Source organism: Glacieibacterium frigidum (genome assembly GCF_007097155.1).
Lineage (GTDB): Bacteria > Pseudomonadota > Alphaproteobacteria > Sphingomonadales > Sphingomonadaceae > Glacieibacterium > Glacieibacterium frigidum.
On the sequence record NZ_VJWA01000002.1, the window covers coordinates 119,016 to 141,107 of the forward strand.

Annotated in this window: 27 protein-coding genes and 1 tRNA gene; 9 read left to right on the plus strand and 19 right to left on the minus strand. The window is 70.3% G+C overall.

What is annotated here, in order from left to right; translation table 11 throughout:
• Positions 1-25: 25 nt before the first annotated feature.
• The 5 genes from FMM06_RS10060 to FMM06_RS10080 all read right to left on the minus strand — a co-directional run bounded on the left by FMM06_RS10060 (position 26) and on the right by FMM06_RS10080 (position 3,862).
• Positions 26-907, minus strand: a complete 882-nt coding sequence (locus tag FMM06_RS10060; protein ID WP_144237276.1) for an NAD(+)/NADH kinase — start codon at positions 905-907, stop codon at positions 26-28.
• Between the two features lie 3 nt (positions 908-910).
• Positions 911-1,894: an SPFH domain-containing protein gene (locus tag FMM06_RS10065; protein ID WP_144237277.1), complete on the minus strand. Its 984-nt coding sequence runs from the start codon at positions 1,892-1,894 to the stop codon at positions 911-913.
• Position 1,895: 1 nt separating this feature from the next.
• Positions 1,896-2,567 (minus strand): NUDIX hydrolase, encoded by a 672-nt coding sequence (locus tag FMM06_RS10070; RefSeq protein ID WP_235889267.1) that lies wholly within the window; start codon positions 2,565-2,567, stop codon positions 1,896-1,898.
• Between the two features lie 156 nt (positions 2,568-2,723).
• Positions 2,724-2,798: transfer RNA gene (locus FMM06_RS10075), tRNA-Gln, on the minus strand.
• Between the two features lie 23 nt (positions 2,799-2,821).
• Complete coding sequence (locus FMM06_RS10080) at positions 2,822-3,862, minus strand: glycosyltransferase family 4 protein (RefSeq protein WP_144237279.1); 1,041 nt, start codon at positions 3,860-3,862, stop codon at positions 2,822-2,824.
• Between the two features lie 198 nt (positions 3,863-4,060).
• On the opposite strand from FMM06_RS10080, the gene FMM06_RS10085 reads away from it, so the two are divergent.
• A complete protein-coding gene (locus FMM06_RS10085; protein ID WP_144237280.1) occupies positions 4,061-5,011 on the plus strand; it encodes an NAD-dependent epimerase/dehydratase family protein in 951 nt (316 codons plus the stop codon).
• Here the strand turns inward: FMM06_RS10085 and fabI are convergent.
• From fabI to FMM06_RS10100, 3 genes are read right to left on the minus strand one after another with little or no spacing between them, the layout of a single operon-like run.
• Complete coding sequence (fabI, locus tag FMM06_RS10090) at positions 5,008-5,811, minus strand: enoyl-ACP reductase FabI (protein WP_144237281.1); 804 nt, start codon at positions 5,809-5,811, stop codon at positions 5,008-5,010. The genes FMM06_RS10085 and fabI overlap by 4 nt on opposite strands.
• Positions 5,804-6,685 carry a YihY/virulence factor BrkB family protein gene (locus FMM06_RS10095; protein ID WP_185965144.1) on the minus strand — a complete coding sequence of 294 codons (882 nt, stop codon included), beginning with the start codon at positions 6,683-6,685 and terminating at the stop codon, positions 5,804-5,806. Before FMM06_RS10095 ends, fabI begins: the two co-directional genes overlap by 8 nt.
• A gap of 47 nt (positions 6,686-6,732) precedes the next feature.
• Positions 6,733-7,683, minus strand: a complete 951-nt coding sequence (locus FMM06_RS10100; protein ID WP_144237283.1) for a DnaJ C-terminal domain-containing protein — start codon at positions 7,681-7,683, stop codon at positions 6,733-6,735.
• Positions 7,684-7,746: 63 nt separating this feature from the next.
• On the opposite strand from FMM06_RS10100, the gene greA reads away from it, so the two are divergent.
• From greA to FMM06_RS10130, 6 genes are all read left to right on the plus strand, one after another.
• The gene (gene greA / locus FMM06_RS10105) at positions 7,747-8,220 is read left to right on the plus strand and encodes a transcription elongation factor GreA (RefSeq protein WP_144237284.1); all 474 of its coding nucleotides are present in this window, start codon (positions 7,747-7,749) and stop codon (positions 8,218-8,220) included.
• 38 nt (positions 8,221-8,258) lie between these two features.
• Positions 8,259-8,837, plus strand: coding sequence for a pyridoxamine 5'-phosphate oxidase (gene pdxH, locus FMM06_RS10110; protein WP_144237285.1), 579 nt, complete (start codon positions 8,259-8,261; stop codon positions 8,835-8,837).
• Complete coding sequence (locus tag FMM06_RS10115; RefSeq protein WP_235889268.1) at positions 8,834-9,751, plus strand: cation diffusion facilitator family transporter; 918 nt, start codon at positions 8,834-8,836, stop codon at positions 9,749-9,751. Before pdxH ends, FMM06_RS10115 begins: the two co-directional genes overlap by 4 nt.
• Positions 9,742-10,551, plus strand: a complete 810-nt coding sequence (locus tag FMM06_RS10120) for a PhzF family phenazine biosynthesis protein (RefSeq protein WP_144237286.1) — start codon at positions 9,742-9,744, stop codon at positions 10,549-10,551. Before FMM06_RS10115 ends, FMM06_RS10120 begins: the two co-directional genes overlap by 10 nt.
• A gap of 64 nt (positions 10,552-10,615) precedes the next feature.
• On the plus strand, positions 10,616-11,995 hold the full coding sequence (locus FMM06_RS10125) for a cytochrome P450 (RefSeq protein WP_144237287.1): 1,380 nt from the start codon (positions 10,616-10,618) through the stop codon (positions 11,993-11,995).
• Complete coding sequence (locus tag FMM06_RS10130) at positions 11,992-12,975, plus strand: alpha/beta fold hydrolase (protein WP_235889269.1); 984 nt, start codon at positions 11,992-11,994, stop codon at positions 12,973-12,975. The genes FMM06_RS10125 and FMM06_RS10130 overlap by 4 nt, the downstream gene beginning before the upstream one ends.
• Here FMM06_RS10130 and FMM06_RS10135 read toward each other — a convergent pair.
• Positions 12,945-13,754, minus strand: a complete 810-nt coding sequence (locus FMM06_RS10135; protein WP_144237288.1) for a hypothetical protein — start codon at positions 13,752-13,754, stop codon at positions 12,945-12,947. The two genes, FMM06_RS10130 and FMM06_RS10135, sit on opposite strands and share 31 nt — an antisense overlap.
• A 218-nt stretch (positions 13,755-13,972) precedes the next feature.
• Here FMM06_RS10135 and FMM06_RS10140 point away from each other — a divergent pair, with 218 nt between their 5' ends.
• Together FMM06_RS10140 and FMM06_RS10145 are read left to right on the plus strand one after the other, a co-directional pair.
• A complete protein-coding gene (locus FMM06_RS10140) occupies positions 13,973-14,947 on the plus strand; it encodes a sigma-54 interaction domain-containing protein (protein WP_235889270.1) in 975 nt (324 codons plus the stop codon).
• Between the two features lie 65 nt (positions 14,948-15,012).
• Entirely contained in the window at positions 15,013-15,777 is a 765-nt protein-coding gene (locus tag FMM06_RS10145) for a tetratricopeptide repeat protein (protein ID WP_144237290.1), read from the plus strand.
• Positions 15,778-15,781: 4 nt separating this feature from the next.
• On the opposite strand, the gene FMM06_RS10150 is transcribed toward FMM06_RS10145, so the two are convergent.
• The 10 genes from FMM06_RS10150 to FMM06_RS10195 are packed head-to-tail and all read right to left on the minus strand — an operon-like array spanning position 15,782 to position 22,088.
• A complete protein-coding gene (locus FMM06_RS10150) occupies positions 15,782-16,189 on the minus strand; it encodes a flagellar export chaperone FliS (protein ID WP_144237291.1) in 408 nt (135 codons plus the stop codon).
• An 11-nt stretch (positions 16,190-16,200) separates the two neighbouring features.
• Positions 16,201-17,565 (minus strand): flagellar filament capping protein FliD, encoded by a 1,365-nt coding sequence (gene fliD / locus FMM06_RS10155; protein ID WP_144237292.1) that lies wholly within the window; start codon positions 17,563-17,565, stop codon positions 16,201-16,203.
• A 30-nt stretch (positions 17,566-17,595) separates the two neighbouring features.
• A complete protein-coding gene (locus FMM06_RS10160; protein ID WP_144237293.1) occupies positions 17,596-18,654 on the minus strand; it encodes an EscU/YscU/HrcU family type III secretion system export apparatus switch protein in 1,059 nt (352 codons plus the stop codon).
• A complete protein-coding gene (locus FMM06_RS10165; protein WP_144237294.1) occupies positions 18,654-19,400 on the minus strand; it encodes a flagellar biosynthetic protein FliR in 747 nt (248 codons plus the stop codon). Before FMM06_RS10165 ends, FMM06_RS10160 begins: the two co-directional genes overlap by 1 nt.
• Positions 19,397-19,669, minus strand: a complete 273-nt coding sequence (locus FMM06_RS10170; RefSeq protein ID WP_144237295.1) for a flagellar biosynthetic protein FliQ — start codon at positions 19,667-19,669, stop codon at positions 19,397-19,399. Before FMM06_RS10170 ends, FMM06_RS10165 begins: the two co-directional genes overlap by 4 nt.
• A complete protein-coding gene (gene fliP, locus FMM06_RS10175) occupies positions 19,666-20,373 on the minus strand; it encodes a flagellar type III secretion system pore protein FliP (protein ID WP_407925204.1) in 708 nt (235 codons plus the stop codon). Before fliP ends, FMM06_RS10170 begins: the two co-directional genes overlap by 4 nt.
• Positions 20,322-20,570: a flagellar biosynthetic protein FliO gene (locus tag FMM06_RS10180; RefSeq protein WP_144237297.1), complete on the minus strand. Its 249-nt coding sequence runs from the start codon at positions 20,568-20,570 to the stop codon at positions 20,322-20,324. Before FMM06_RS10180 ends, fliP begins: the two co-directional genes overlap by 52 nt.
• The gene (locus FMM06_RS10185; RefSeq protein WP_235889271.1) at positions 20,567-20,857 is read right to left on the minus strand and encodes a FliM/FliN family flagellar motor switch protein; all 291 of its coding nucleotides are present in this window, start codon (positions 20,855-20,857) and stop codon (positions 20,567-20,569) included. Before FMM06_RS10185 ends, FMM06_RS10180 begins: the two co-directional genes overlap by 4 nt.
• The gene (locus FMM06_RS10190) at positions 20,854-21,570 is read right to left on the minus strand and encodes a FliM/FliN family flagellar motor switch protein (protein ID WP_144237298.1); all 717 of its coding nucleotides are present in this window, start codon (positions 21,568-21,570) and stop codon (positions 20,854-20,856) included. Before FMM06_RS10190 ends, FMM06_RS10185 begins: the two co-directional genes overlap by 4 nt.
• An 8-nt stretch (positions 21,571-21,578) precedes the next feature.
• Positions 21,579-22,088: a flagellar basal body-associated FliL family protein gene (locus FMM06_RS10195; RefSeq protein ID WP_144237299.1), complete on the minus strand. Its 510-nt coding sequence runs from the start codon at positions 22,086-22,088 to the stop codon at positions 21,579-21,581.
• Positions 22,089-22,092: the final 4 nt, after the last annotated feature.

Consider the following 22,092-nt stretch of genomic DNA (forward strand, 5'->3'; position numbering starts at 1 on the left):
GTCTAGGTCTGGTTATGCAACTTGTCTAGGCAGTGACCAGCCGGAGGGTGCGGTCGGCAGGCGCCAGGTTAACCGTCGCGCCCCAGCCGAAGAGCAGGAAGTCCTGCTCGATGCCGTCGGCGAAGATCACCCCGCCGTCGTTCATCCGCGAGGTCACCGCCAGCGCAGTGCCCGTTAACTTGCCCGACCGCAGCGTCGTGCCTGTGGCAACGCTGGGGAAGGGCTCGCGGACGAAATAGCCGATCGCCCGCTCCATCGGCGCCAGCACGATGCTCGCACCCGTCGCCAGCATGATCGACTGCGCCCAGCCGGTCGCGCCGGTGCCGCTCGCCACGATCAGCCCGCTCGACGACTGGTCTTCGGCCGTGTCGCCGACCGCGATCCGGTAGCGTGCCGACTGGTGGCTGCGGTGCCCGACGAAGATCTCGTTGAGCGACAGTAACCGCTCGCCGGTATCGAGCCGCGCCTCGACCATCGTCCGCGCCTCGACTTGCGCCTCGCCCTGAAGCGCCCGCGACAGCCGGTCGAGCGGCACGCGCACCAGCACGCCGTCGTACAGGTCGGGCGCGGGATTGATGCCCAGCACCGGCTGCCCATCCAGATACTTGGCGACGTTGGCGACGAGCCCGTCCTGCCCGACCGCGACGATCACATCCTGGGGGCCGAACAGAAATCGGTCGAAGTCGGCACGCCGGACCAGCGCCTGCCGCCACTCCCCCGGCACCGCCGCCCGTGCGGCCTTCAGCGTCGCCTCGAACTGGCCGTGCCGCCGCTCGACCTCGTTAATCCGTTGCCCGCGCGTTTCGAGGAAGAAGCGTGCCTGCTCACGCGTCGCGTGGCGCGCGATCAGCAGTTCATAGTCGGTCTCGCGGACGACGAAGACGGCGCGCGGGCTGTTCGTCGCCATGGCTTACCGCGCGTCGACCAGCGCCGGGCCCTTGCGGAACTCGCCGAGCACCGACGCGAGCAGGTCGGGCGTGACGTTCAGGTGCTCGATCGTGTCGAGCTTCCCCGCGAGGTCGCGCGCCGCGAGGCCGAGCAGCACCGCGGGCGGCAAGTCGCGATAGATGCCGATCCGCTCGCGCTCGGCCTCGGCATTGGCGCTCTCGACGGTGCGGGTGCGCTCGGCCTCGGCCGCGGCCTCGATCTGCTGCGCCTCGGCCAGCCCGACTGCGCGGTCGCGGGCGTTGCCGGTCTCCTCGGCGATCAGCTGCTTTTCACGACGCGCCAGTTCGGTGCGGTTGGCGAGCTCGTTCTCGGCAATCGCCCGCTCCTTGTCGACGGCGAGCGCGCGGCGTTCGAACATCGCCTGGTCGGCCTTCTGCTGCAGCGCCTCGAAGGTCGGCGTCTGCAGTGCACGCTCCAGCTCGCTCGACGGTGCGAGGCTGGTCAGCCGCACCGCGACGACCGCGATGCCGAGGTCGCTCAGCGACGGGTCGGCGCCGACCGCTGCCTCGAGGCGCAGGCGCAGCGGGTCGAGACCGGCATCGAGCAGCGCGCGCACCGGGGCCTCGGCGAGATACTGCGACGTCGCTTGGTTGAGCAGGCCGGCGAGCCGGGTCTCGATGCGCTCGATCGGCTCGCCTTGGTGGCGCCCGGTGTTGAGCGCGACGCTGAAATCGACGCGCTCGGCCAGCCGAACGGGATCGGCGACGCGCCACGCCAGCGTGCCTTGCACCGCAACGCTCTGGAAATCCTGGCTGCGGCCGCGCACGAACAGCGTCATCTCGCGGTCGTCCATCGGCAGTTCGGCGATGCTGCTGGTCTCGGGAACGAACCAGAACACCAGGCCGCGGCCGCTCGCGCGGATCTTGCCGTTGCGATAGCGGATGACGTGGTTGCTGGCGTCGCTGCGCAGCTGCGCCAGAAAGCCGAAGTTCTTGATATAGGCCATGTCAGGCTCCTTTCGTCGGACGGTAGCGATAGAGTTCGGCAGGCCGGAACGAGGCGCCGGTCTCGCGTTCGCCGGTCGCCTCCAGCCACCCCTTGTCGAGCATGCGGCGGCGGAACGCCGGCTTGTTGAGGCGGACACCCAGGATCGCCTCATGGACGTCCTGCAGTTCGCGCAGAGTGAAGCGCTCGGGCAGCAGCGCGAAGCCGACGCCCGAATAATCGAGCTTGCCGCGCAGCCGCAGCATCGTCTGGCCCAGGATCTCGGCTTCGCCCGCGGCCAGCGCCAGCTGCTCGCCACCGGGAGAGCAGACCTCGACCGGACCGCCCGCCTCCCCCGCCCAGGGCACGATCACCTCGCCAAGCGCGAGGTCGCTGCTGATCTTCAGCGGCGCGGCGAACCCTTGGCCCGCTACGAGTGCCACATAGGCGACGGTGACCGAGTGCTGTTCACCGAATGAGTAAAGCTGCTCGACATAGGCCGCATCGATGCGCGCCTCGTCGGCAAGGATGCGCTGCGCCGCCCCTTCGAGCGTCTCGCCGGCGAGCAGCGCACCGCCCGGCAGCACGTGCCGCCCGTCGTCCGCTGCGATCAGCACCGCGACCACCCCGTCGATGATACTCAACGGGACGACCTTGATCCCGACCGCGTAGTCAGCCTGTCCGTGGGAAGCCATCGCCATCCTGCCTTCTATGCATCTTGCAAATTAGATAATCGCGATACGGATATATGTCAATCGCGCACTTCTTGTGCAGACATGAGACGGCTAACGCAGGCGGGCAGCACCGCATGAAGCGGGGCTCAGGTGATCAGATTACTGGGCAGATGAAGTTGGCTGGGGCGGCAGGATTCGAACCTGCGGATGCCGGTACCAAAAACCGGTGCCTTACCACTTGGCGACGCCCCATCGCGGGAAGGCGCGGACCTAGGTCAGGTGGCGGGGCTTGGCAAGGCAGGCAGGCGCGTGAGCGCCAGCGTCGCGGCGTAGGCGACCGCCGAAATGCCGAGCCAGATCAGCCCCGTGCCGGGGAGCAGCACCGCGCCCGCGTTCGGCACCGCGACCAGCGCCAGATAGAGCCACAGGCCGCGGGGCCAGGTGAAATAGGCGTGGAGGTGGTGGTGGAGATGGTCGCGGTCGCCCTCGAACGGCGAGCGGCCGTTGAGCTTGCGCATCACCATCAGCCGCACTGTGTCGAACACGGGGATCGCGAACAGCACCGCGACGTCGTCGGCGCGCATCGTCGCGAAATCGCTATTGTACGCGAGGATCGCGAGCAGCCCGAACAGCGCCGACAGGGCATAGCTGCCGCCGTCGCCCATGAAGAGTTTGCCACGCATGTTGAACGCGAACATCACCGCCAGCGCGACGCCCGCGGCGGCGAGCACGGGCACGAATGCGGCGGGAAGGCGCGCCGCCAGCGACAGCGTCCAGATCAGCCCCATGCCGAGCACGATGCCGTTCTTGCCGTCGGCCATGTTGACCGCGTTGAGTAGCCCGACGAGGCACAGCAGCGCGAACGCATCGCCGCCGACGCCCATCGTCCACACGCTGTCCTGGCCGGCAAACCGCAGGAACCCCAGCGAAAAATCGGGCGCATAGCCGAGCACGACGCCCAGGGTCGCGATGGTCAGCACAAGGCGGATGATCGGCCCGAGCGCGAAACGGTCGTCGGCGAAGCCGATCAGGTACATCGCCAGCAGTGCTGCGCCGAGCCACGCCAGATGCTGGCTCATCCACGGTCCCATCGGCAGCAGCCACTGGCTGATCGCGCACGCCGCGACGCACGACGCGGTCAGCGCAATGCCGCCAACCAGCGGCGTCACCCCGGCATGGCGCTTCCGCCCGCCGTCGGTATCAGGATAGTCGAGCAACTCGAGCGTAGTGCCCAGCCAGCGCGCACGCAGGCCGACGCCGAGCGAGATGACCAGCGCGACGAGCGCCGACATCCCCGCGACAATCGCTGGCGTCACCGAATTCCCCTAACAGCCGCCTAACCGGGCGCGAGGTCCCCCGACTAGCCGCCCGGCACGGCTGCGGCAACCCGCCGCCTGCCCTCCACACCGGGCGGCATCCCGCCTCCCGCCCTCGACACCGGGCGGCCTCCCGCCGCCCGCCCTCGACAGCGCCGCGCCGCGGCGGCATGACGGGCACGCGCGACCGGGGGAAACATGGGCGTACTGGTAACGGGGGTGGCGGGCTTCATCGGGGCGGCGGTGGGGCGCGCGCTGCTCGACCGCGGCGAGAGCGTCGTCGGGATCGACAACCTCAATGCCTATTACCCGGTGTCGCTGAAGCGCGACCGGCTGGCGCGGCTGACCGGTAACTTCGCCTTCGTCGAGGGCGACTTTGCCGAGATGGCGACGCTCGACGCACTGCCGGCGTTCGACCGCATCGTCCATGTCGGGGCGCAGGCCGGGGTGCGCCACTCGCTCGACCACCCGCAGGATTATGTCCGGAGCAATTTGTCCGGACATCTGAACATCCTCGAACTGGCCCGCGCGCGCGGCGTCGCACACCTCGTCTATGCGTCGTCGTCGTCGGTCTATGGCGGCAATGCCAAGCTGCCGTTCGCGGTCGGCGACACCGTCGACCACCCGGTGTCGCTCTACGCCGCGACGAAGCGCGCCGACGAGCTGATGAGCGATGCCTATGCGCATCTGTTCGGCATTCCGCAGACCGGCCTGCGCTTCTTCACCGTCTATGGCCCGTGGGGACGGCCCGACATGGCGCCGTGGCTGTTTACCGAGGCGGTGCTGCGAGGGCACCCGATCCGCCTGTTCAACGGCGGCAAGATGAAGCGCGACTTCACCTATATCGACGACATCGTCGCGGGTGTGCTGGCGGCGCTCGAACGGCCGCCCGAGGGAACACGGCCGCACTTCATCTACAACCTCGGCAACGACCGCGCCGAGGAGCTGACGCGCTTCGTCGAGGTCATCGAGGCCGCGACGGGCAAGCGCGCGATCGTCGAGCATGCGCCGCTGCCGCCCGGCGACGTGATCGCGACGCATGCCGATATCGACCGCACGCGCGACAATCTGGAGTGGTGGCCGAAGACGACGCTCGACGAGGGGCTGCCCGCCTTCGTCGAGTGGTTCCGGGGCTATACCGGGCTTTAGCTGACCGCGATATCGGGCGCGTCCTCGGCCTTCATGCCGATGACGTTGTAGCCTGCGTCGACGTGGTGGATCTCGCCGGTTACGCCGCTCGCGAGGTCGCTGAGCAGGTAGACGCCGGCGCCGCCGACATCCTCGATCGTCACGTTGCGGCGCAGCGGCGAATTATACTCGTTCCACTTCAGGATGTAGCGGAAGTCGCCGATGCCGCTGGCGGCGAGCGTCTTGATCGGCCCGGCCGAGATGGCGTTCACGCGGACGTTCTGCGGACCAAGGTCCATCGCCAGATATTTGACGCTGGTCTCCAGCGCTGCCTTGGCGACGCCCATCACGTTGTAGTGCGGGATGACCTTCTCCGCCCCGTAATAGGTCAGCGTCAGCATCGAGCCACCCTCGGGCATCAGCGGCAGGGCGCGCTGGGCACAGGCGGTGAAGCTGTAGACGCTGATGTCCATCGTCTGGGCGAAGTTCTGCGGGGTGGTATCGACGTAGCGGCCGCGCAGCTCGTTCTTGTCCGAAAAGCCGATGGCGTGGACGAGGAAGTCGATTCGGGGCCAGCGCTCTGCCAGCGTCGCGAAGCAGGCATCGAGCGACGCGGTGTCGGAGACGTTGCACTCGATCAGGAAGTCGGCCCCCAGGCTCGCGGCGAGCGGGCGCACGCGCTTTTCCAGCGCCTCGCCCTGGAAGCTGAACGCGATCTCCGCGCCTTCGCGCGACAGGGCCTGGGCAATGCCCCAGGCAAGGCTGCGGTCGTTGGCGACACCCATGATCAGGCCGCGTTTCCCGCGCATCAATTCAGGCAACTGGCATCCCCGGTTCGTGGTCGTCCCGCTTTTGGCCGGTTTCGGGAACAATCGCCAGCGCCGCGTTCAAATGCGCGCCGACGACCAGCGCCAGCCCGATGATGTAGAAGAACAGCAGCGCGACGATCACCCCCGCCAGCGAGCCATAGGTGCGGCCATAGCCGCCGAACGTCCCGATAATGACGGGCAGCAGCATCGTCGTGCCGACCCAGGTCACCATCGTCAGCAGCGCGCCGGGCCAGATCGGCGACGCGTTGCGATATTTGTGCGGGGTCAGGGTGAAGAACACCAGCCAAAGGGCGACGAACAGCGCGATCGCCGGCGCCACTCGCCCGACGCCGAGCCAGTCGACCCAGCCGCCCGCGAACGGCAGCAGGCGCGTCATGAACTGTTCGACGCCGGTCAGCGCGACCTGCGCGATGAACGCGACCAGCATGAGCAGCACCGCCGCAACGATCATGCCGATCGACAACAGGCGATAGCGCCACACCGGCATGCTGAACTTCGCGCCATAGCTCTTGCGGATGATGTCGCGGATCGTCTCGATGAAGCCGCTGATCGTCCACAGCGTCAGCAGCAGGCCGACGGTCAGCAGGCCCGAATTCGACTGCGCCGCGATGACATCGGCGATCGGTTTCTCGATCAGCGTCGCGACGTCGCCCGGCACGGTCTGCAGGAAGGTCCGCACGGCGCGCGTGCCGTCCTCGGTACGGCCGAGCGAGCCGGCCAGCGTCGCGACACAGATGAAGAAGGGGAACAGCGTCAGCAGCGACAGATAGGCGATGTTGCCGGCGTGGACGAAGCCGTCGGCCCAGGTGCCGCTGACCGTCTGCTTGACGACGCACCAGCCGCGCGACGCACGGAAACGCGCCACGCGGTCGCGAACCGCGAGCGGGACGGCGTTGCGAAGCGTATCTGCGATCAATCGACCCCCAGCGCGGCACGGACAGACCGTCCGTCGTGCCAACGCGCGGTGAAGGCGCGAAGCTCCGCATCCTCGTGCGGCAGATCGACCTCGAGCGCCACCAGCAGGTCGCCGCGGGTGCCGTCGGCGCGCGTGAAGCCGCGCCCGCGCAGCCGCAGCACGCGGCCCGAGCTGCTGCCCGCCGCGACGGTCAGCGTGACCGGCCCGTCGGGCGTCGGCACACGCACCTTGGCACCGTCGACCGCCTCGTTGAGCGTCACCGGCAGGTCGAGGCGCACGTCGTCGCCGTCGCGCTTGAAGAACCGGTGGGGGGCGATGTCGAGGGTGATCAGCGCGTCGCCCGCGCCGCCAGCGCCGGCCTCGCCCTGCCCGGCCATGCGCAGCGGCTTCTCGGCGGAAAAGCCCGGCGGCAGCTTGAGGTCAATCGTCTTGCCGTTGCGCAGCGAGACGCGCTGCGGCTTGAGCACCGCCGCGTCCTCGAAGGGCACCGACAGGCGGTAGGCGACGTCCGCCCCCTTGGGCGCCATGCGGCGGCGCAGTTCCTCGTCGAAGCCGCCGCCACGCCCCGCGCCGCGTCCGAATAGTTCGGCGAACAGGTCGCTGGGGTCGGTGGTGAAGTCGAACGAGGAGGTCGATGCGCCCGGCCGCGCGCCGCCCGCGAATCCGCCGCCGCCAAAGCCGCCCGGAAAGCCCTGCCCCCCGCCGAAGCCTGCCGGCGCCTTGGGGTTGCCTTCGGCATCGATCTCGCCGCGGTCGAAACGCCCGCGCTGCTCGGCATCGCTCAGCAGGGCGTTGGCGGCCGACGCCTCCTTGAACTTTTCCAGCTTGGCGGGATTGTCCTTGTTGCGGTCGGGGTGGTTGTCCTTGGCGATCTTGCGATACGCCTTCTTGATCTCGGCATCGCTCGCCCCGCGCGCGACGCCCAATACGGTGTAGGGGTCTCTCATAGTCCTCCCGTTAGCATGGATGCTTTAGATGAGTAACACAGGTTTCCCTGTAAAGACCGTCCGGTGAGCGTTGCCTTCACCAAGGAGTCCGACAGCGAGGCGGTCGCCGCCGACCTGCCCGACAGGCCAATCTCGACGCATCCCAATCTGGTGACGCCCGCAGGCCTCGCGGCGATCGACGCCGAGCTGGCGACGGCCAAGACCGCCTATGCCGAGGCGCAGGCAAGCGGCGCGATTTCGGCGGACAGGACGGCGATGGCGCGGGCGACGCGCGACCTGCGCTACTGGTCGTCGCGGCGGGCGTCGGCGCAACTGATCGAGGCCGTGATCGACGACACCGTCGTGTTCGGCGCGAGCGTGACCATCGAGGGCGACGCCGGCCCGCGTACCTGGCGCATCGTCGGCGAGGACGAGGCCGACCCGGCGAACGGCAGCGTATCCTACGTCTCGCCGCTGGCGCGCGCACTGCTCGGCAAGGGCGTCGGCGAGGTCGCGATCGTCGCAGGCAGCGAGGTCGAGATCGTCGCGGTCGCGTAGTGGTTTCCCGACTCCGCGCGGCAGGCTAGGAGCCGCGCATGAATATCGATCCCTTCGCCCAGTTCGCCGACTGGTTCGCCGAAGCCAAGGCGGCCGAGCCCGCCGACCCCAACGCCTTCGCGCTCGCGACCGCGACGCCGGACGCGCGCCCATCGGTGCGCATCGTGCTGCTCAAGCACTGGGACGAGCGCGGCTTCGTGTTCTACACCAACCTCGACAGCCGCAAGGGCGGCGAGCTGGCGGCGAACCCGGCCGTCCACATGGATTTCCACTGGAAGTCGCTGCAGCGCCAGATCCGCATCGACGGCGATGCCGGCCTGATTCCCGATGCCGAGGCCGACGCCTATTTCGCCGGGCGGCCGCGCACCTCGCAGCTCGGCGCCTGGGCGTCGGACCAGTCGCGGCCGCTGGCCGACCGCGCGACCTTCGAGGCGCGAGTCGCCGAGGCGGAGGCGCGCTTCGAAGGCGGCGACGTGCCGCGTCCGCCGCGCTGGTCGGGCTTCCGCGTTGTGCCGCGCGCCATCGAATTCTGGCAGGACCGCGCCAACCGCCTGCACGAGCGGACCCTCTTCACCCGCACCAGCGACGGCTGGACGAGCGGGCTGCTCTACCCGTGACCGAGGCCGGCCCGGCGCGCGGAGTCCTGACGCGCCGGGCCGCGCTGGCGTCGGTGACCGTCGCCACGCTGCTCATCGGCCTCAAGATCTGGGGTGCTTGGGCGACGGGGTCGATGGCGATGCTGGGCAGCCTGGCGGACAGCGCGCTCGACCTAGCGGCGTCGCTGATGACTTTGTTCGCGGTCGGCCTGGCGGCGCAGCCCGCCGACGACGACCACCGCTTCGGGCACGGCAAGGCGGAGGCGATCGCCGCGCTGATGCAGACGCTGCTGATCGTCGCGTCGGCGGTGGCGATCGGCTGGCGCAGCATCATGCAGCTCGGCATCGACGAGCTGCCGACCCGCGGCGACATCGGCATCGGGGTCAGCCTGGCGGGCATCGCGCTGACGCTGGCGCTCGTCGCGTACCAGCGCGGCATCGTGAAGCGCACCGGATCGGTCGCGATCGCCACCGATCATCTGCACTACCAGTCCGACCTGCTGCTCAACGCGGCGGTCATCGTCGCGCTGGTGCTCGACATCTACGCCGGGCTGCACGGCGCCGACTCGATCTTCGGCATCGGCATTGCCGCCTATCTGGCTATCGGTGCGGTGCGCTCGGCACGGGCGGCGGTCGACATGCTGATGGACCGCGAATGGCCCGACGCGAAGCGGCAGAAGCTGCTCGCCATCGTCGCCGCCGAGACGCGCGTGTCAGGGGTCCACCAGCTGCGCACGCGGTCGAGCGGCGTCACCGACTTCATCCAGTTCCACGTCTGGCTGCCGCCCGAGATGAGCGTCGCCGCCGCGCACGACATCGTCGACGCGATCGAGACGCGCGTCGCCGCCGCCTTCCCGGGCGCCGAAATCCTGATCCACGTCGACCCTGCCGGGCATTACGACCCCGGCCACCAGCCGGAGCCGTTATGCGCCTGAACTTCGTCCAGATCGACGCCTTCGCCAGCCGCCCTTTCGAGGGCAATCCGGCCGCGGTGATGCTGCTCGACGCCTGGCTCGACGACGCGACGCTGCAGGCGATCGCGATGGAGCATAACCTCGCCGAGACCGCCTTCCTGGTCGCGCGAAGCAACGGTGAGGCCGACTACGACCTGCGCTGGTTCACCCCGACGGTCGAGGTCGCGATGTGCGGCCATGCGACGCTGGCGAGCGGTCATTTCCTGCTGTCGCGCGACCCGGCCCTTGCGGCGGTGCGCTTCTCGACGCGCAAGGCGGGCGTGCTGACGGTTGGCCGCGACGGCGATCGGCTGACCCTGTCGCTGCCCGCCTGGGGGCCGTCGCCCGGTCCGGTCGCGGGCCTCGCCGAGGCGCTCGGCGCGGTGCCCGAGGCGATCCTGACTCGCGGCGACGATTACCTCGTCGCGGTATTCGCGACCGCTGCCGAGGTGCGCGCCCTGACTCCCGACTTCCGCGCCATCGCCGCGCTGACGGGCGGCGACGTGCTGTGCATCGCGACCGCGCCGGGCGACGGCGATGTCTCGGGTGGCGACGTCGTCAGCCGCGCCTTTGCCCCCGGCGCGGGCATCGACGAGGACCCGGTCACCGGCTCGGCGCACGCGATCATCGTGCCCTACTGGGCCGAGCGCCTCGGCCTCGACCGCTTCACGGCTTTCCAGGCGAGCACACGCGGCGGGCACCTCGACTGCACGCTCGCCGGCGACCGGGTGATTCTCGGCGGGACGTGCGTGACCGTCATCGAAGGCGTGATGCACTTCTGACTTTCGAGTTGCACTCAAACATTGCTTGTGCGTATCGTTGCTCCGCACTCCGGAGTCGGCTCATATGAACGCGCATACCCCGCACTCGGCCTTCATTCCCGCCGACCTGCCCGAGCCCAGCTTCAAGGAGCTGTCGCACATCCCGGGCATGGAGCCGGCACGCAGCTCGATGTACCGCACCTTCAAGTTCCTGCAGGACCCGCTGGGCTACAGCATGCGCTCGGTCGAAGCCTATGGACGCATCTTCCGGCGGCAGGATTTCGGCGGCTGGGGCGTCTCGATGATCGGCCCCGAGGCGAACGAACTCGTGATGTTCAACAAGGACAAGAATTTCTCGTCGTCGCTCGGCTGGAATCCGGTGCTCGACCAGGTCTTCCCCAAGGGCCTGATGCTGATGGATTTCGAGGAACATCGCGTCCACCGCAAGACGCTCGGCGTGGCGTTCAAGCCCGAGCCGATGAAGCACTACCTCGGCCAGCTCAACGACGGCATCGCGCGCGGCATCGCCGGCTGGCCGGCCAAGGGCGAGTTCAAGTTCTACCCAGCGATCAAGGCGCTGACGCTCGACCTCGCGGCCGCGTCGTTCCTTGGTGTCGCGTGGGGCCCCGAGGCCGACAAGATCAACCGTGCCTTCGTCGACATGGTGCTCGCCGCGACCGGCATCGTCCGCAAGCCGCTGCCCTTCACCGCGATGCGCCGCGGCGTCGTCGCGCGCCAGTACATGTGCAAGTTCTTCGGCGCCGAGATCCCGAAGCGCCGCGGCCAGTCAGGCGACGACATCTTCACGCAGATCTGCAACGCCCGCGACGAGGACGGCCGGCTGCTCAGCGACCAGGAAATCATCGATCACATGAACTTCCTGATGATGGCGGCGCACGACACACTGACCTCGTCGCTGACCTCGACCGTGTTCTACCTCGGCAAGCACCCCGAGTGGCAGGACAGGCTCCGTGCCGAGATCATGGCGGTGAAGACTGAGACCGGCGGACCGCTGACCTATGAGACGCTGGGCAAGCTCGAGCTGTGCGAGATGGCGTTCAAGGAAGCGCTGCGCCTGATCCCGCCCGTCCCGTCGATGCCGCGCCGCGCGCTGCGCGAGTTCACCTTCATGAACCATGTCGTGCCCGCCGGCAGCCATGTCGGGATCAACACGATGGTCACGCACCGCCTGCCCGACATCTGGCCCGATCCCGAGCGCTTCGACCCGCTGCGCTTCTCGCCCGAGAACTCGAAGGGCCGCCACAAATACGCCTGGGTGCCGTTCGGGGGCGGGGCGCACATGTGCCTGGGGCTGCACTTCGCGTATATGCAGGCGAAGGCCTTCATGTTCGCGCTGCTGTCGGAGAACCGCATCGAGCTGGCGCCGACCGCGAGCGGCGAGTTCAACATGTTCCCGATCCCGAAACCCAAGGACGGCCTGCCGCTCAGGATCGTGCCGCTTTGAGCGGCAAGCGCGCGCGGCGCTGGCCGTGGGTGCTGCTGGCCCTCGTCGTGGTGCTGATAGGTGGGTGGCTAATGTTGCGCGTTCCCGACATTTCCGTTGCCGAGCTGCGCGCCAAATACGCCTCGCCGACGTCGCAGTTCGTCGAGGTGCTGCCGGGCCTGACCGTCCATCTGCGTGACGAGGGGCCGCGCGGCGCGCCCGTCCTGGTGCTACTGCACGGTTCCAATGCTTCGCTGCATACCTGGGAGCCGTGGGTTGCGCGGCTGAAGGACAGCTACCGCATCGTCAGTCTCGATTTGCCCGCGCATGGCCTGACGGGTCCCGACCCGCAGCGCGATTACAGCACCGTGAAATCGGCGCGCATCGTTGCGGCGGTCGCCGACCACCTGAGGCTGGGCCGCTTCGTGCTGGCAGGCAACTCCATGGGCGGCGGCATCGCAGCGCGCTTCGCGGTGACCTATCCGGATCGCCTGAACGGCCTGGTCCTTGTCGACGCGGGCGGACAACCGACACCGGGCGAGCGCGACACGCCGCTGGTGCTCAGGATCGCGCAAATCCCCGTCGTCCGAGACGTCGTCGCAGGCATCACGCCGCGCTGGCTCGTCGCCAACGGCCTTCAGGGTGCAGTCTCGGTCAAATCGGTGCTGACCGAGGCCGCGGTCGACCGCTATTGGGAGCTGCTGCGCTATCCCGGCAACCGCCAGGCGACGCTCGACCGCTTCGGGCAGGGCTATGGCAGCGTCTCCCCCGCCGAACTTGCCGGGGTCAAGACGCCGACGCTGATCCTGTGGGGCCGGGAGGACCGCTTCATCCCGGTCTCGTCCGCCGGCTGGTACGCGCAGCACCTGCCGAACGCGCGCACCGTGATCTACGACCGCGTCGGCCATCTGCCGATGGAGGAGACCCCCGACGTATCGGCGCGCGATGTCCGCGCCTTCATGGCGTCGCTTCAGCCGGCCGGGCGGATCGACGCCAGATAGGTCATCATCCGCGCAGCGGTATCGTCGGACAGCGTGATGATGCCGCGGCGCAGGTCGTCGGGGTCGGTCGTCCGCTCGAACATGCCGACGTCGCACAGGTTGCGGATCCAGCGCAGCGCGGTCGTCGTCGGCACCGCGGCGGCGATGCACAGGCTGGACACCGAGACGCTGCGCTTTTCCAGCCGCGCGGCAGTCAGGTCGAGCAGCATGTCCCAAGCCGGGTCGGAGAACAGCTCGGCGGGGAAATAGCGTTCGCGGTCGCGGCGGCGTTTCAGGATGGCGCGCACGAACGGCGCCCCGACATCCTCGACCGGCTGGACGCGCGCCTCGGTCGCCAGTTCGTTGAGCGCACGCGCGATGCGTTCGACCTCGCGCCCGAGCGCGTTGAGCCGCGAGGAATCGCGGTCCGAGAAATCGCCGACGGCAGAGCTGCTCCGGGCCAGTGCCGCAACGGCCGCGGCGCGGATCGCCCCAGCATCGGCATCGGGATCGAGATAGGCGCGCACCGACGGCGCCAGATTGACCCGGTCGACGAAGCGCGCGGCGTCGCCGATCAGCAGCGACGGCGGCGCGCCATCGGACTGCAGCCGGTCGATCAGGTCGGTGTCGGCGATACCCAGATCGACGACGCTGAGCGCCACCGTCCAGTCCTCGCCCAGGCGGCGGCGCAGCGAGGCGGCGTCGGGCTCGTGCGTCACGCGGAACCCCGGCGGCACCACGTCGCTGTCCACCAGTGCCCCGGCCTGCCCCGCCAGAACGATCAAATCGACATCATTCATTAATGAATCTCTAACCTTAGACCCCGTTACCATCACTCTGGCCTGCATTAGTACGGGTACGCAACGGATAAGAGACCGTTTCGGCTACATAATGTTTTCAAGCGGCGATTGCGTGGGCAGCGTCACTGCATCCCCAGTGGTGAGGAAGGGCGCGACTGGTTGGCAGAGGGGCGGACATGGGCGCAACGCGTCGGGCAGGGTCGATTCAACTCGCCGAGATGATCGGAACCAGCGCGGTCATGCGCGACGTGCGCGACCGCATCGACCGCGTCGCGTCGAGTGCCGCGACGGTTCTCCTGACCGGTCCGTCGGGGAGCGGCAAGGACGTCGTCGCCCGCCTGCTGCACCAGCGCGGTACGCGCGCCGCAGCCCCCTTCATCGCCGTCAACTGCGGTGCGGTTCCCGCCGAACTGATCGAGAGCGAAATCTTCGGGCACGAAGCCGGCGCCTTCACCGGAGCGGCGAGGGCGCGGTGCGGGCGGTTCGAGGCGGCGGACACCGGCACGCTGTTTCTCGACGAGGTTGGCGACATGCCCGCGGCAATGCAGGTCAAGCTGCTCCGCGTCCTTGAGACGCGCGTCGTCGAGCGTGTCGGCGGGATGATCGGCGTCGCGGTCGACGTGCGCCTGGTCGCCGCAACCAATCTCGACCTCGACGCCGCGATCGCCGCAGGGCGCTTCCGCGAGGACCTGTTCTACCGCCTCGCGGTCGTCGAGATCCGCATGCCGGCGCTGAGCGAGCGCCGCGACGACATCCCGCTGCTGATCGAGCATTTCGCGGCCGGGGGCGTCGGCTTCACGCGCGCCGCGCTGCGCCGCCTCGCCGAGATGCCGTGGCGCGGCAATGTCCGCGAGCTGCGCAACCTCGTCGAGCGCGCCGTCGCGCTGCACGGCACCGAAACGCTCGACGCCGACACCGCCGAGGCGCTGACCGAAGGGCCGCGCGGCACACCCTGGCCGCCGGCGATCGAGCGGCGGACGCGCAACCTGCCGCCGCGCCCGCCGGTTGCCGACGACCCGGGCGGCATCGACCTGAAGCGCCTCCTCGACGAGGTCGAGCAGACCTATATCGAGCAGGCGCTGAGCGATGCCGCCGGCGGCATCGCCGAATCCGCCCGCCGCCTCGGCCTGCGCCGCACGACGCTGATCGAGAAGATGCGGCGGCTCAACATCGTGCGCCTGCCGGTACACTAGCTGGCCGGTTGCCGCCCTCGTCCTCAGCCGATAGGCTGCGCCCGTTGCGTCAAGGGACCGCTGCGATGTCGCTCACCCTCCTGCTGATCGGCGCGCAGCTCGCGGCAGCGGTGCCCGCACCAGCGCCCCAGGCCGGCGACATCGTCGTCACTGCGCCCGGCGACAAGCCGCAGAAAGAGACGCTGGTCTACGCCGGTTCCCGCCTCCCGCGGGCGCCGGTGCTGTTGTCGCCCTATATCGCGAGCAGTACGGGGTTCCGCGGCCTGACCCCCGATTCAGGCCTCGACGCCTACAAGAGCACCAGATTTGTCCGGACAAAGACCTGCGTCGTCACTGGTGCGACCCTGTCCAAGGCTGCGGCGTGCGGGCTGGTGCCGGTGCAGAAAGCGCTGCTGGCGAACGATCCCGCGACGGCGCGCACCCACGCGCTGCGCCTGCTCGCGGTGCCGGGCCTGACCGTCACCGACCTCTTCGTCACGCAGAGCTTCCTGTACCGGATCGCCGAGACGGCGGGTGATGCCGCGGGGCGGCGCGCGGCGCTTGAAGCGATGGTCGAGAGCGGGCTGCTGGCGCCCGCCGACGAGCTCGCCGCGGCCAAGACGCTCGCGGCGATGGCGTACAGCGCCAACGACCGGCCGGAGGCGCTGCGCTGGTACCGCACCGCGCGCCTGCTCGACCGCGACGACACCCGGACGCTGATCAACCTCGCGGCACTGCTCCAATCGACCGGCGCGAGGGACGAGGCGCGCGGCTATGTGCGCGAGGCGGTTGCCGTCGTGCAGCGCCAGGGTGGCGAGCCGCCGCGCGACTGGATCGACAACAGCCGCTGACATTTCAGCGCGGCGGCGCGATCTCGCGCCACGCTCCGCTGAGCGTCGCCACGCGCTCGGCGGCGACCGACAGCAGCTCGGGGCGGCCTTCGGCATTGCCCGCGACGACTAGCGCCCGCAGTTCGCCGTAAAGCGCCGCGAGGCTTCGCGCCGGTCGGCCGCCGCTGCCGAAATCGAGGCTCGCCTCCAGCGCGTCGAGGATTGCCAGCGCGCGCGTCACGGTGCGGATACGCTGCGCCGGCTGGCGGTCGGCGAGCGCCCGTGCCGCGCCGCCCAGGCTGGTCCGCAGCCCGTCGAGCAGCATCGTCACCAGCTGGTGCGGCGACGCGGCGGCGACGCGCGCCGCGAGGTCGATGTCGCGGTAGTGCGCCGCGGCGGCGGCGGGCTGGCGGACGACGGTCGCTGTGTGCATCGCAGGCTCCTTCAGGTGTCGCGGTTCCACGCCTTGATCTGCTGATCGAGGTAGGACTGGGTGGCCTTGAAGCCGCCGACGGCGCGCTCCATCGCGGCATATTGGCGGGTCAGCTGAGTGCGCAGCGCGGCACTGCGGGTTTCCTGCGCGGCCTGTTCGTTGGCGATGCCGCGCTGTTCGCGTGCCAGCCGGTCGGTCGCGCCGCTGCCCAGTGCGCCGAGCGCGCCAACCAGCGCGCCGCCGGGGGCGGTCAGGCGGACGAGCAGCGCCTCGACGCCGTCGGGGTCGGCCTCAAGCGCCTTGGCGAGGCGCGCGGTATCGACGCTGACCTGCCCGCTGCGCTGCGTCGTCAGTCCGACGCTCGCGAGTCCTCCCGCGCCGACGGTCAGCCCGCTGAGCTGGCGCTGCAGCCCGCGCACCGTCGCGTCGCCCGCCAGCGCGCCCGCCGCCTCGCCGTTGCTCGCGCCGCGAGTCAGGGTCGCGTTGAGATCGTGCAGCGCGTTGAGCGCGTCCGCCAGGTCGCCGACCGCGCTCGCGAGTCCCCCGGTGTCGCGCGTTGCGGCGACGGTGACGGCCGTGCCCGCGGCGGCGCGCACGAGGTCGAGGCGGACGCCGGGGATCAGGTCGGCGACGCTGTTCGTCGGCCGGGTCACCGCGATACCGTCGACGCGCAGGTCGGCGTCGCGCGCCGTCGCCGCGACGGTCATCGCCGAGGCGGCGGGCGCATGGACGAACCGGTCGAGGCCGGGGTCGCCGCTGGCGGTCAGGATGAACGCCGATGCCGCGCCGGTCGGGCCTTTCAGCGACAGGCGCGCACCGCTGCCGTCGTCGACGATGCTGGCGCGTACGCTGGTCTGGGCGCGGTTGATCGCGGCGGCGAGGCCGGTCAGGCTGTCGTCGCCCGGCCCGATGACGATTTCGGTCCCCGCTGCCACCCCGGCGAAGGTGAAGCCGTCGCCGTCGGGGGTCATGCGGCCCAGCGTCAGACTCAGCGTCCCCTGCCCCACCGGTGCCGCCGCCGACGCGAGCGCCGCCGACACCAGCGACTGGCCGCCCGCCAGCGCCCGCACCTCGATGCTCGTCGGCTGCAGGTTGCGCGTCGCGCCCGCCGTGGCGCGCGCGGTGATGACACCGGTGTCGCTGCTGCCCGGGAGCGGCCCCAGCGCACCGCCGCGCGTCCGGCTCGCCATCGCCGCGACCAGCGCATCGAGCGCCGAGCCGATCTGCCCCAGCCCCGCCTGCCTAGCCGCGGCACGGTCGCCGCGGACCTTCAGCGCGGCATCGCGAGGCGCTCGGTCGGCGCTGACCAGCGCATCGATCAGTGCGGTGGTATCGACCCCCGAACCGACCCCAAGCGTGTTCGCGATGCTCGCCATGACAGGGTTAACGCGCGCGAAGCCGCGAGCTTAAACGCGGCGGCCGTCGGCGTCGAAATGCGCCGACGGCGGCACCGCGACCTCGGGCGGGACGTCGCGGTCGACGCTGAAGACATACGCCAGCACCGCCGCCACCGCGCCGAACAGGTCGTCGCGGATCGGCGCGCCGACCTTGGCGGTGAAGAAGATGCCGCGCGTCAGCTGCGGATAGCGCAGCACCGGCACCTTGTTCTCGGCCGCGAGGTCGCGGATCGCCGCCGCCACGACGTCGCGCCCCTTGGCGACGACAACCGGGCACGCATCGCGCCCCGGCACATAGCGCAGCGCGACCGCGAACTCGGCCGGGTTGACCGTCACCACCGTCGCATCGGCCATCGCTGGATGCAGCGCGGCGCGCGCGGCGGCGCGGGCGCGCTGGCGCTGCTGCGCGCGGACCTCGGACGAGCCCTCCGACTCCTTGTGCTCGTCGCGGACCTCCTGGAGGGTCATGCGCAGCTTGCCCCACCACTGTGCGCGGGTCAGCGGCAGGTCGAGCGCGGCGACGATCGCCAGCGCCACCGCGAGGCCCGCGAGCAGCGCGACGATCTGCCCGCCCAGCCGCGCCGCGCCGCCCATCAGGTCGCCCGACGCGATCAGCGGCGCGTCGATCGCCGCCCAGCCGACACCGCCGAGCAGCACGGCCTTGACCAGCGCCTTGCCCAGCTCGATCAGCCCCTGCGGTCCGATCATGCGCTTGCATCCCGCGAGCGGATCGAGGCGCGACGCCTTGGGCGCCGCCGCCTGCCCAGACCAGCGCGCACCGAGCAGCAGCGGCCCCGCGATACCCGCGACGACGATCAGCCCCGCCATGACCGCAAGCGGCACGACCAGCCCGCCGATCGCGGGCGGATCGCCGGGTGCGCCGAGCCCCTGCGCGACGAGCTGCGCGCACCCCGCGACCAGCGCCGGGCCGCACCACGCGGCGGCTGCCAGCGTTGCGATGCCGACGAGCGCGGTACCGAGCTCGCGCGACTGCCAGACGTCGCCGCGCTTCGCCGCATCCTCGCGGCGCTTGGTCGTAGGATCATGCGTCTTTTCGCCCTCGGCCATCAGGCGAGCAGCAGCGTCGCAAGTCTAGCCTGCGCGTCGGCGACCGCATCGCCCATCGTCCCCATCATCACCGGCAGCGCGAGCGGCAGCGCGACGAGGCCGACGACGGTGAGCACCGCGAAGCCGACCGAGAACAGGTTGAGCTGCGGCGCGCTCTTCGCCAGCACCGCGAGCCATAGATTAGCGAGCACCAGCACGCCCGCGACGGGCAGCGCGAGCAGTGCGCCGGTGGCGAAGGCGAAACCGCCCAGCCGTGCGACCTCACCGACGTCGGGCACCGCGCCCGGCGGCAACGTCGCGAAGCTGTGGACGAGGAGCGCGAACAGCCGCGCATGGCCGTCGAGGCCGATGAACACTGCCCAGAGCAGCAGCGACAGGAAGGTCGTGACGACCGGGCTCGTCGTGCCGCCGGGCTGGACGATCGTCGCGAAGCCCAGCCCCATCGCCTGCGCGAGCAGTTCGCCCGCGACGCTAGCGGTGGCGAACAGCGCCTGCAGCAAGACACCGACCGCCGCGCCGATCATCACCTCGCCCGCCACCGCGCCGAGCAGCGCGCCGCCGTCGGGCACGGTCACCGACCCCGCGACCAGCCAGCCGAGCGCGCCTGCCAACCCGATGCGGACGCGGATCGGCAGCAGCGCCCCGCCGATACCGGGCAGGAGCGCCAACGCCGCGCCGCCGCGGATGCTCGCGAACAACAGCTTCGCCAGCTCGGCTTCGGGCGCGGCGAGCCACGCCGCGATCATCGCAGCAGGTCCGGGATGCGGCCGTAGAGTTCGTGGGTGAAGTCGGTCAGCAAGCGCAGCATCAGCGCGCCGCCGAGCGCCAGCGCGCCGCCCGCGGCGAGCAGCTTGGGGATGAAGCTGAGGCTCGCCTCGTTGATCGAGGTTGCGGCCTGCACCAGCCCGACGACCAGCGCGACCACGACGATGGGCACCACGACGGGTGCCGCGACCTCGAGCACCACGAGCAGCGCCCGCGACGCGGCGTCGGCGATCAGGTCGGCATCCGTCACGCGAAACTCGCCGCCAGCGACCCGAGCAGCAGCGCCCAGCCATCGACGGCGACGAACAGCAGCAGCTTGAAGGGCAGCGAGATCAGGGTCGGCGAGACCATCATCATGCCAAGCGCCATCAGGATGCTCGCGACCACCAGGTCGATGACGAGGAACGGCAGATAGATGAGGAAACCGATCTCGAACGCCGTCTTGAGTTCGCTGGTCGCAAACGCCGGCACCAAGATGCTCATCGGGATGTCGGCGGGGCTCGCGAAGGGCCCGGCCTTGGCGAGGTTGGCGAACAGCCGGACGTCCTTCTCTCGCGTCTGAGCGCGCATGAAGGCGTGGAGATGCTTGCCGGCGCGCTCGATCGCGACTTCGGCGGCGATGGTGCCGGCGGCATAGGGGCGGTAGGCGTCGGCCTCGATCGCGGTCACCGTCGGGCGCATGACGAACAGGGTCAGGAACAGCGCGAGCCCGACGAGGAGCTGGTTGGGCGGCGACTGGCCCAGCCCGATCGCCTGGCGGACGATCGCCAGCACGATCAGGATGCGCGTGAAGCCGGTCATCATCAGCAGCAGCGACGGCAGCAGCGTCAGCACCGTCATCAGCAGCAGGATCTGCAGCGGCAGCGTCAGCGGCGCCTGCGCGACCGAGGCGATCGTTGGCGTCATGCCCGCACCAGCAGGCGCAGGCCCTCGCGCCCCGCGCCGATCAGCAATGTCTCGCCGCCGAACTCCGCAACGACGAGCCTGGACACCGGTGTCAGCGCGACGACCTGCACGACCTTGAGCGGCGGCGCGCCGACGCTCGCCCCCGGCAGCCGGATCAGCCCGCGCCGCGCCGCGACGAGCACACCGCCGAGCAACATCAGGATCGCCGGCAGCACCCACGCCAGCCGCCACGCCGCGTCGGTCATGCGACGAGCTCGACGAGGCGGACGCCGAAGCGGTCGCCGATGGTGACGACTTCGCCGCGCGCCAGCAGCCGGTCGTTGACGAGAATGTCGATCAGTTCATCGCTGCGCCGGTCGAGTTCGACGATGCCGCCGGGCTCAAGCGCCGACAGCGCCGCCAGCGTCAGCCGCGCCGCGCCGATCTCGACCGACAGGCGCATCTCGATATGGCCGAGCGCACCCAGCCCCGGCGGCGCGGTCGCGCGCTCGATCGCGGCGGTGAAATCATCGTCGTTGGTCAGCGCGTTCACAGATAATCCCCCGTCGCGACGATCTCGATCCGTCCGGTCTCGCCGTCGATCACCCGGCCGCGCGCGACGCGGTGGCGGCCGCTGCGCAGCGCGACCTCGCGCGCCGTGGCGATCGGCAGTACGTCGCCGACGCCGAGCGTGCGGACGGTGCGCATCGCGACGCGGTCCTCGTGCAGCACCAGCCGCAGTGGCAGCACGACCCGCGACAGCGCGGCGTTGAGCCCCTGCCCCCAGGTCTCGCGCGCCTGCATCGCGGCGCGGCACGGCGCGGCGACGATGCCGATGGCGAGCGTGTCCTCGACTCCACCGACGGTCACCGCGTGGACCGTCGCCGGGCCCTCGCCGCCCGGGGCCCAACCACCGCCGGGTACCAGCGCATCGCGTAGGGCCATGCCGAGGTCGCGAACCGCGCGGGCGACGCTTGCGCCCCCGGGACCGCCGGCCTCGAACGCCCCGCCGCAGTCGCGGGCGAGCAGTGCGCTCGCCAGCGCAGTCCCGCCGCCGCAGCCGAACGCCGCGCCATCCTCGCGCCGCCACCAGGTCATTGCCGGCGGTGCGCCGCCGCCCGGGACCACGCTCGCGGCAAACCCGCAGCGCGCGGCAAGCCAGTCGGCGATATCGGCGGAGCGGTCGGGCGCCACGGCTGCGACCGCGGCATCGGCACGCGGAAAGCGTAACGCGACGGGCGGATCGTCGACCGCTGCGGTGATCATCGACGCGCTCACTGGACGACCAGGCTGGTCAGGAAGACCTCGTCGATGCTGCCGCCGCCGGCCTTTTGCTTGAGCACGCCGTCGATCGCCTCGCGCAGCTGGCCCTTGAGCTTGGTCTTGGCGCCGCTGTCGGCGATGTCGCCCTCGCCCAGGTCGCCCATTACCGCGAGCACTGCGGAGACGATCGCCAGCTTGTGCGTCTGCAGCGCCGCGACGACGGGCGCGCCGCCGGTCGTGGAGACCGCGATGCGCAGCTGCAGGTAGCGGCCCGTGTCGGTCAGGTTCGAGGTGAAGGCATTGTCGATCTCGACGTATTCGAGCGGCGAAGGTGCGGCGGGCGCGCCCTTTGCGGGCGCAGCGGTGTGCGGTGCGAAGGCCGTCAGCGCCATCGCCGCACCCGCGCCGCCCGCCGCCGCGCCGCCTATAAAAGCGCCCACGGCGAGCAGCAGCCCGCCCGCACCGCGCTTCGGCTTCGCCTTGTCGGGCGCCTTTTCCTGGGGCTTTGCGGCGTCGGCCATGGCG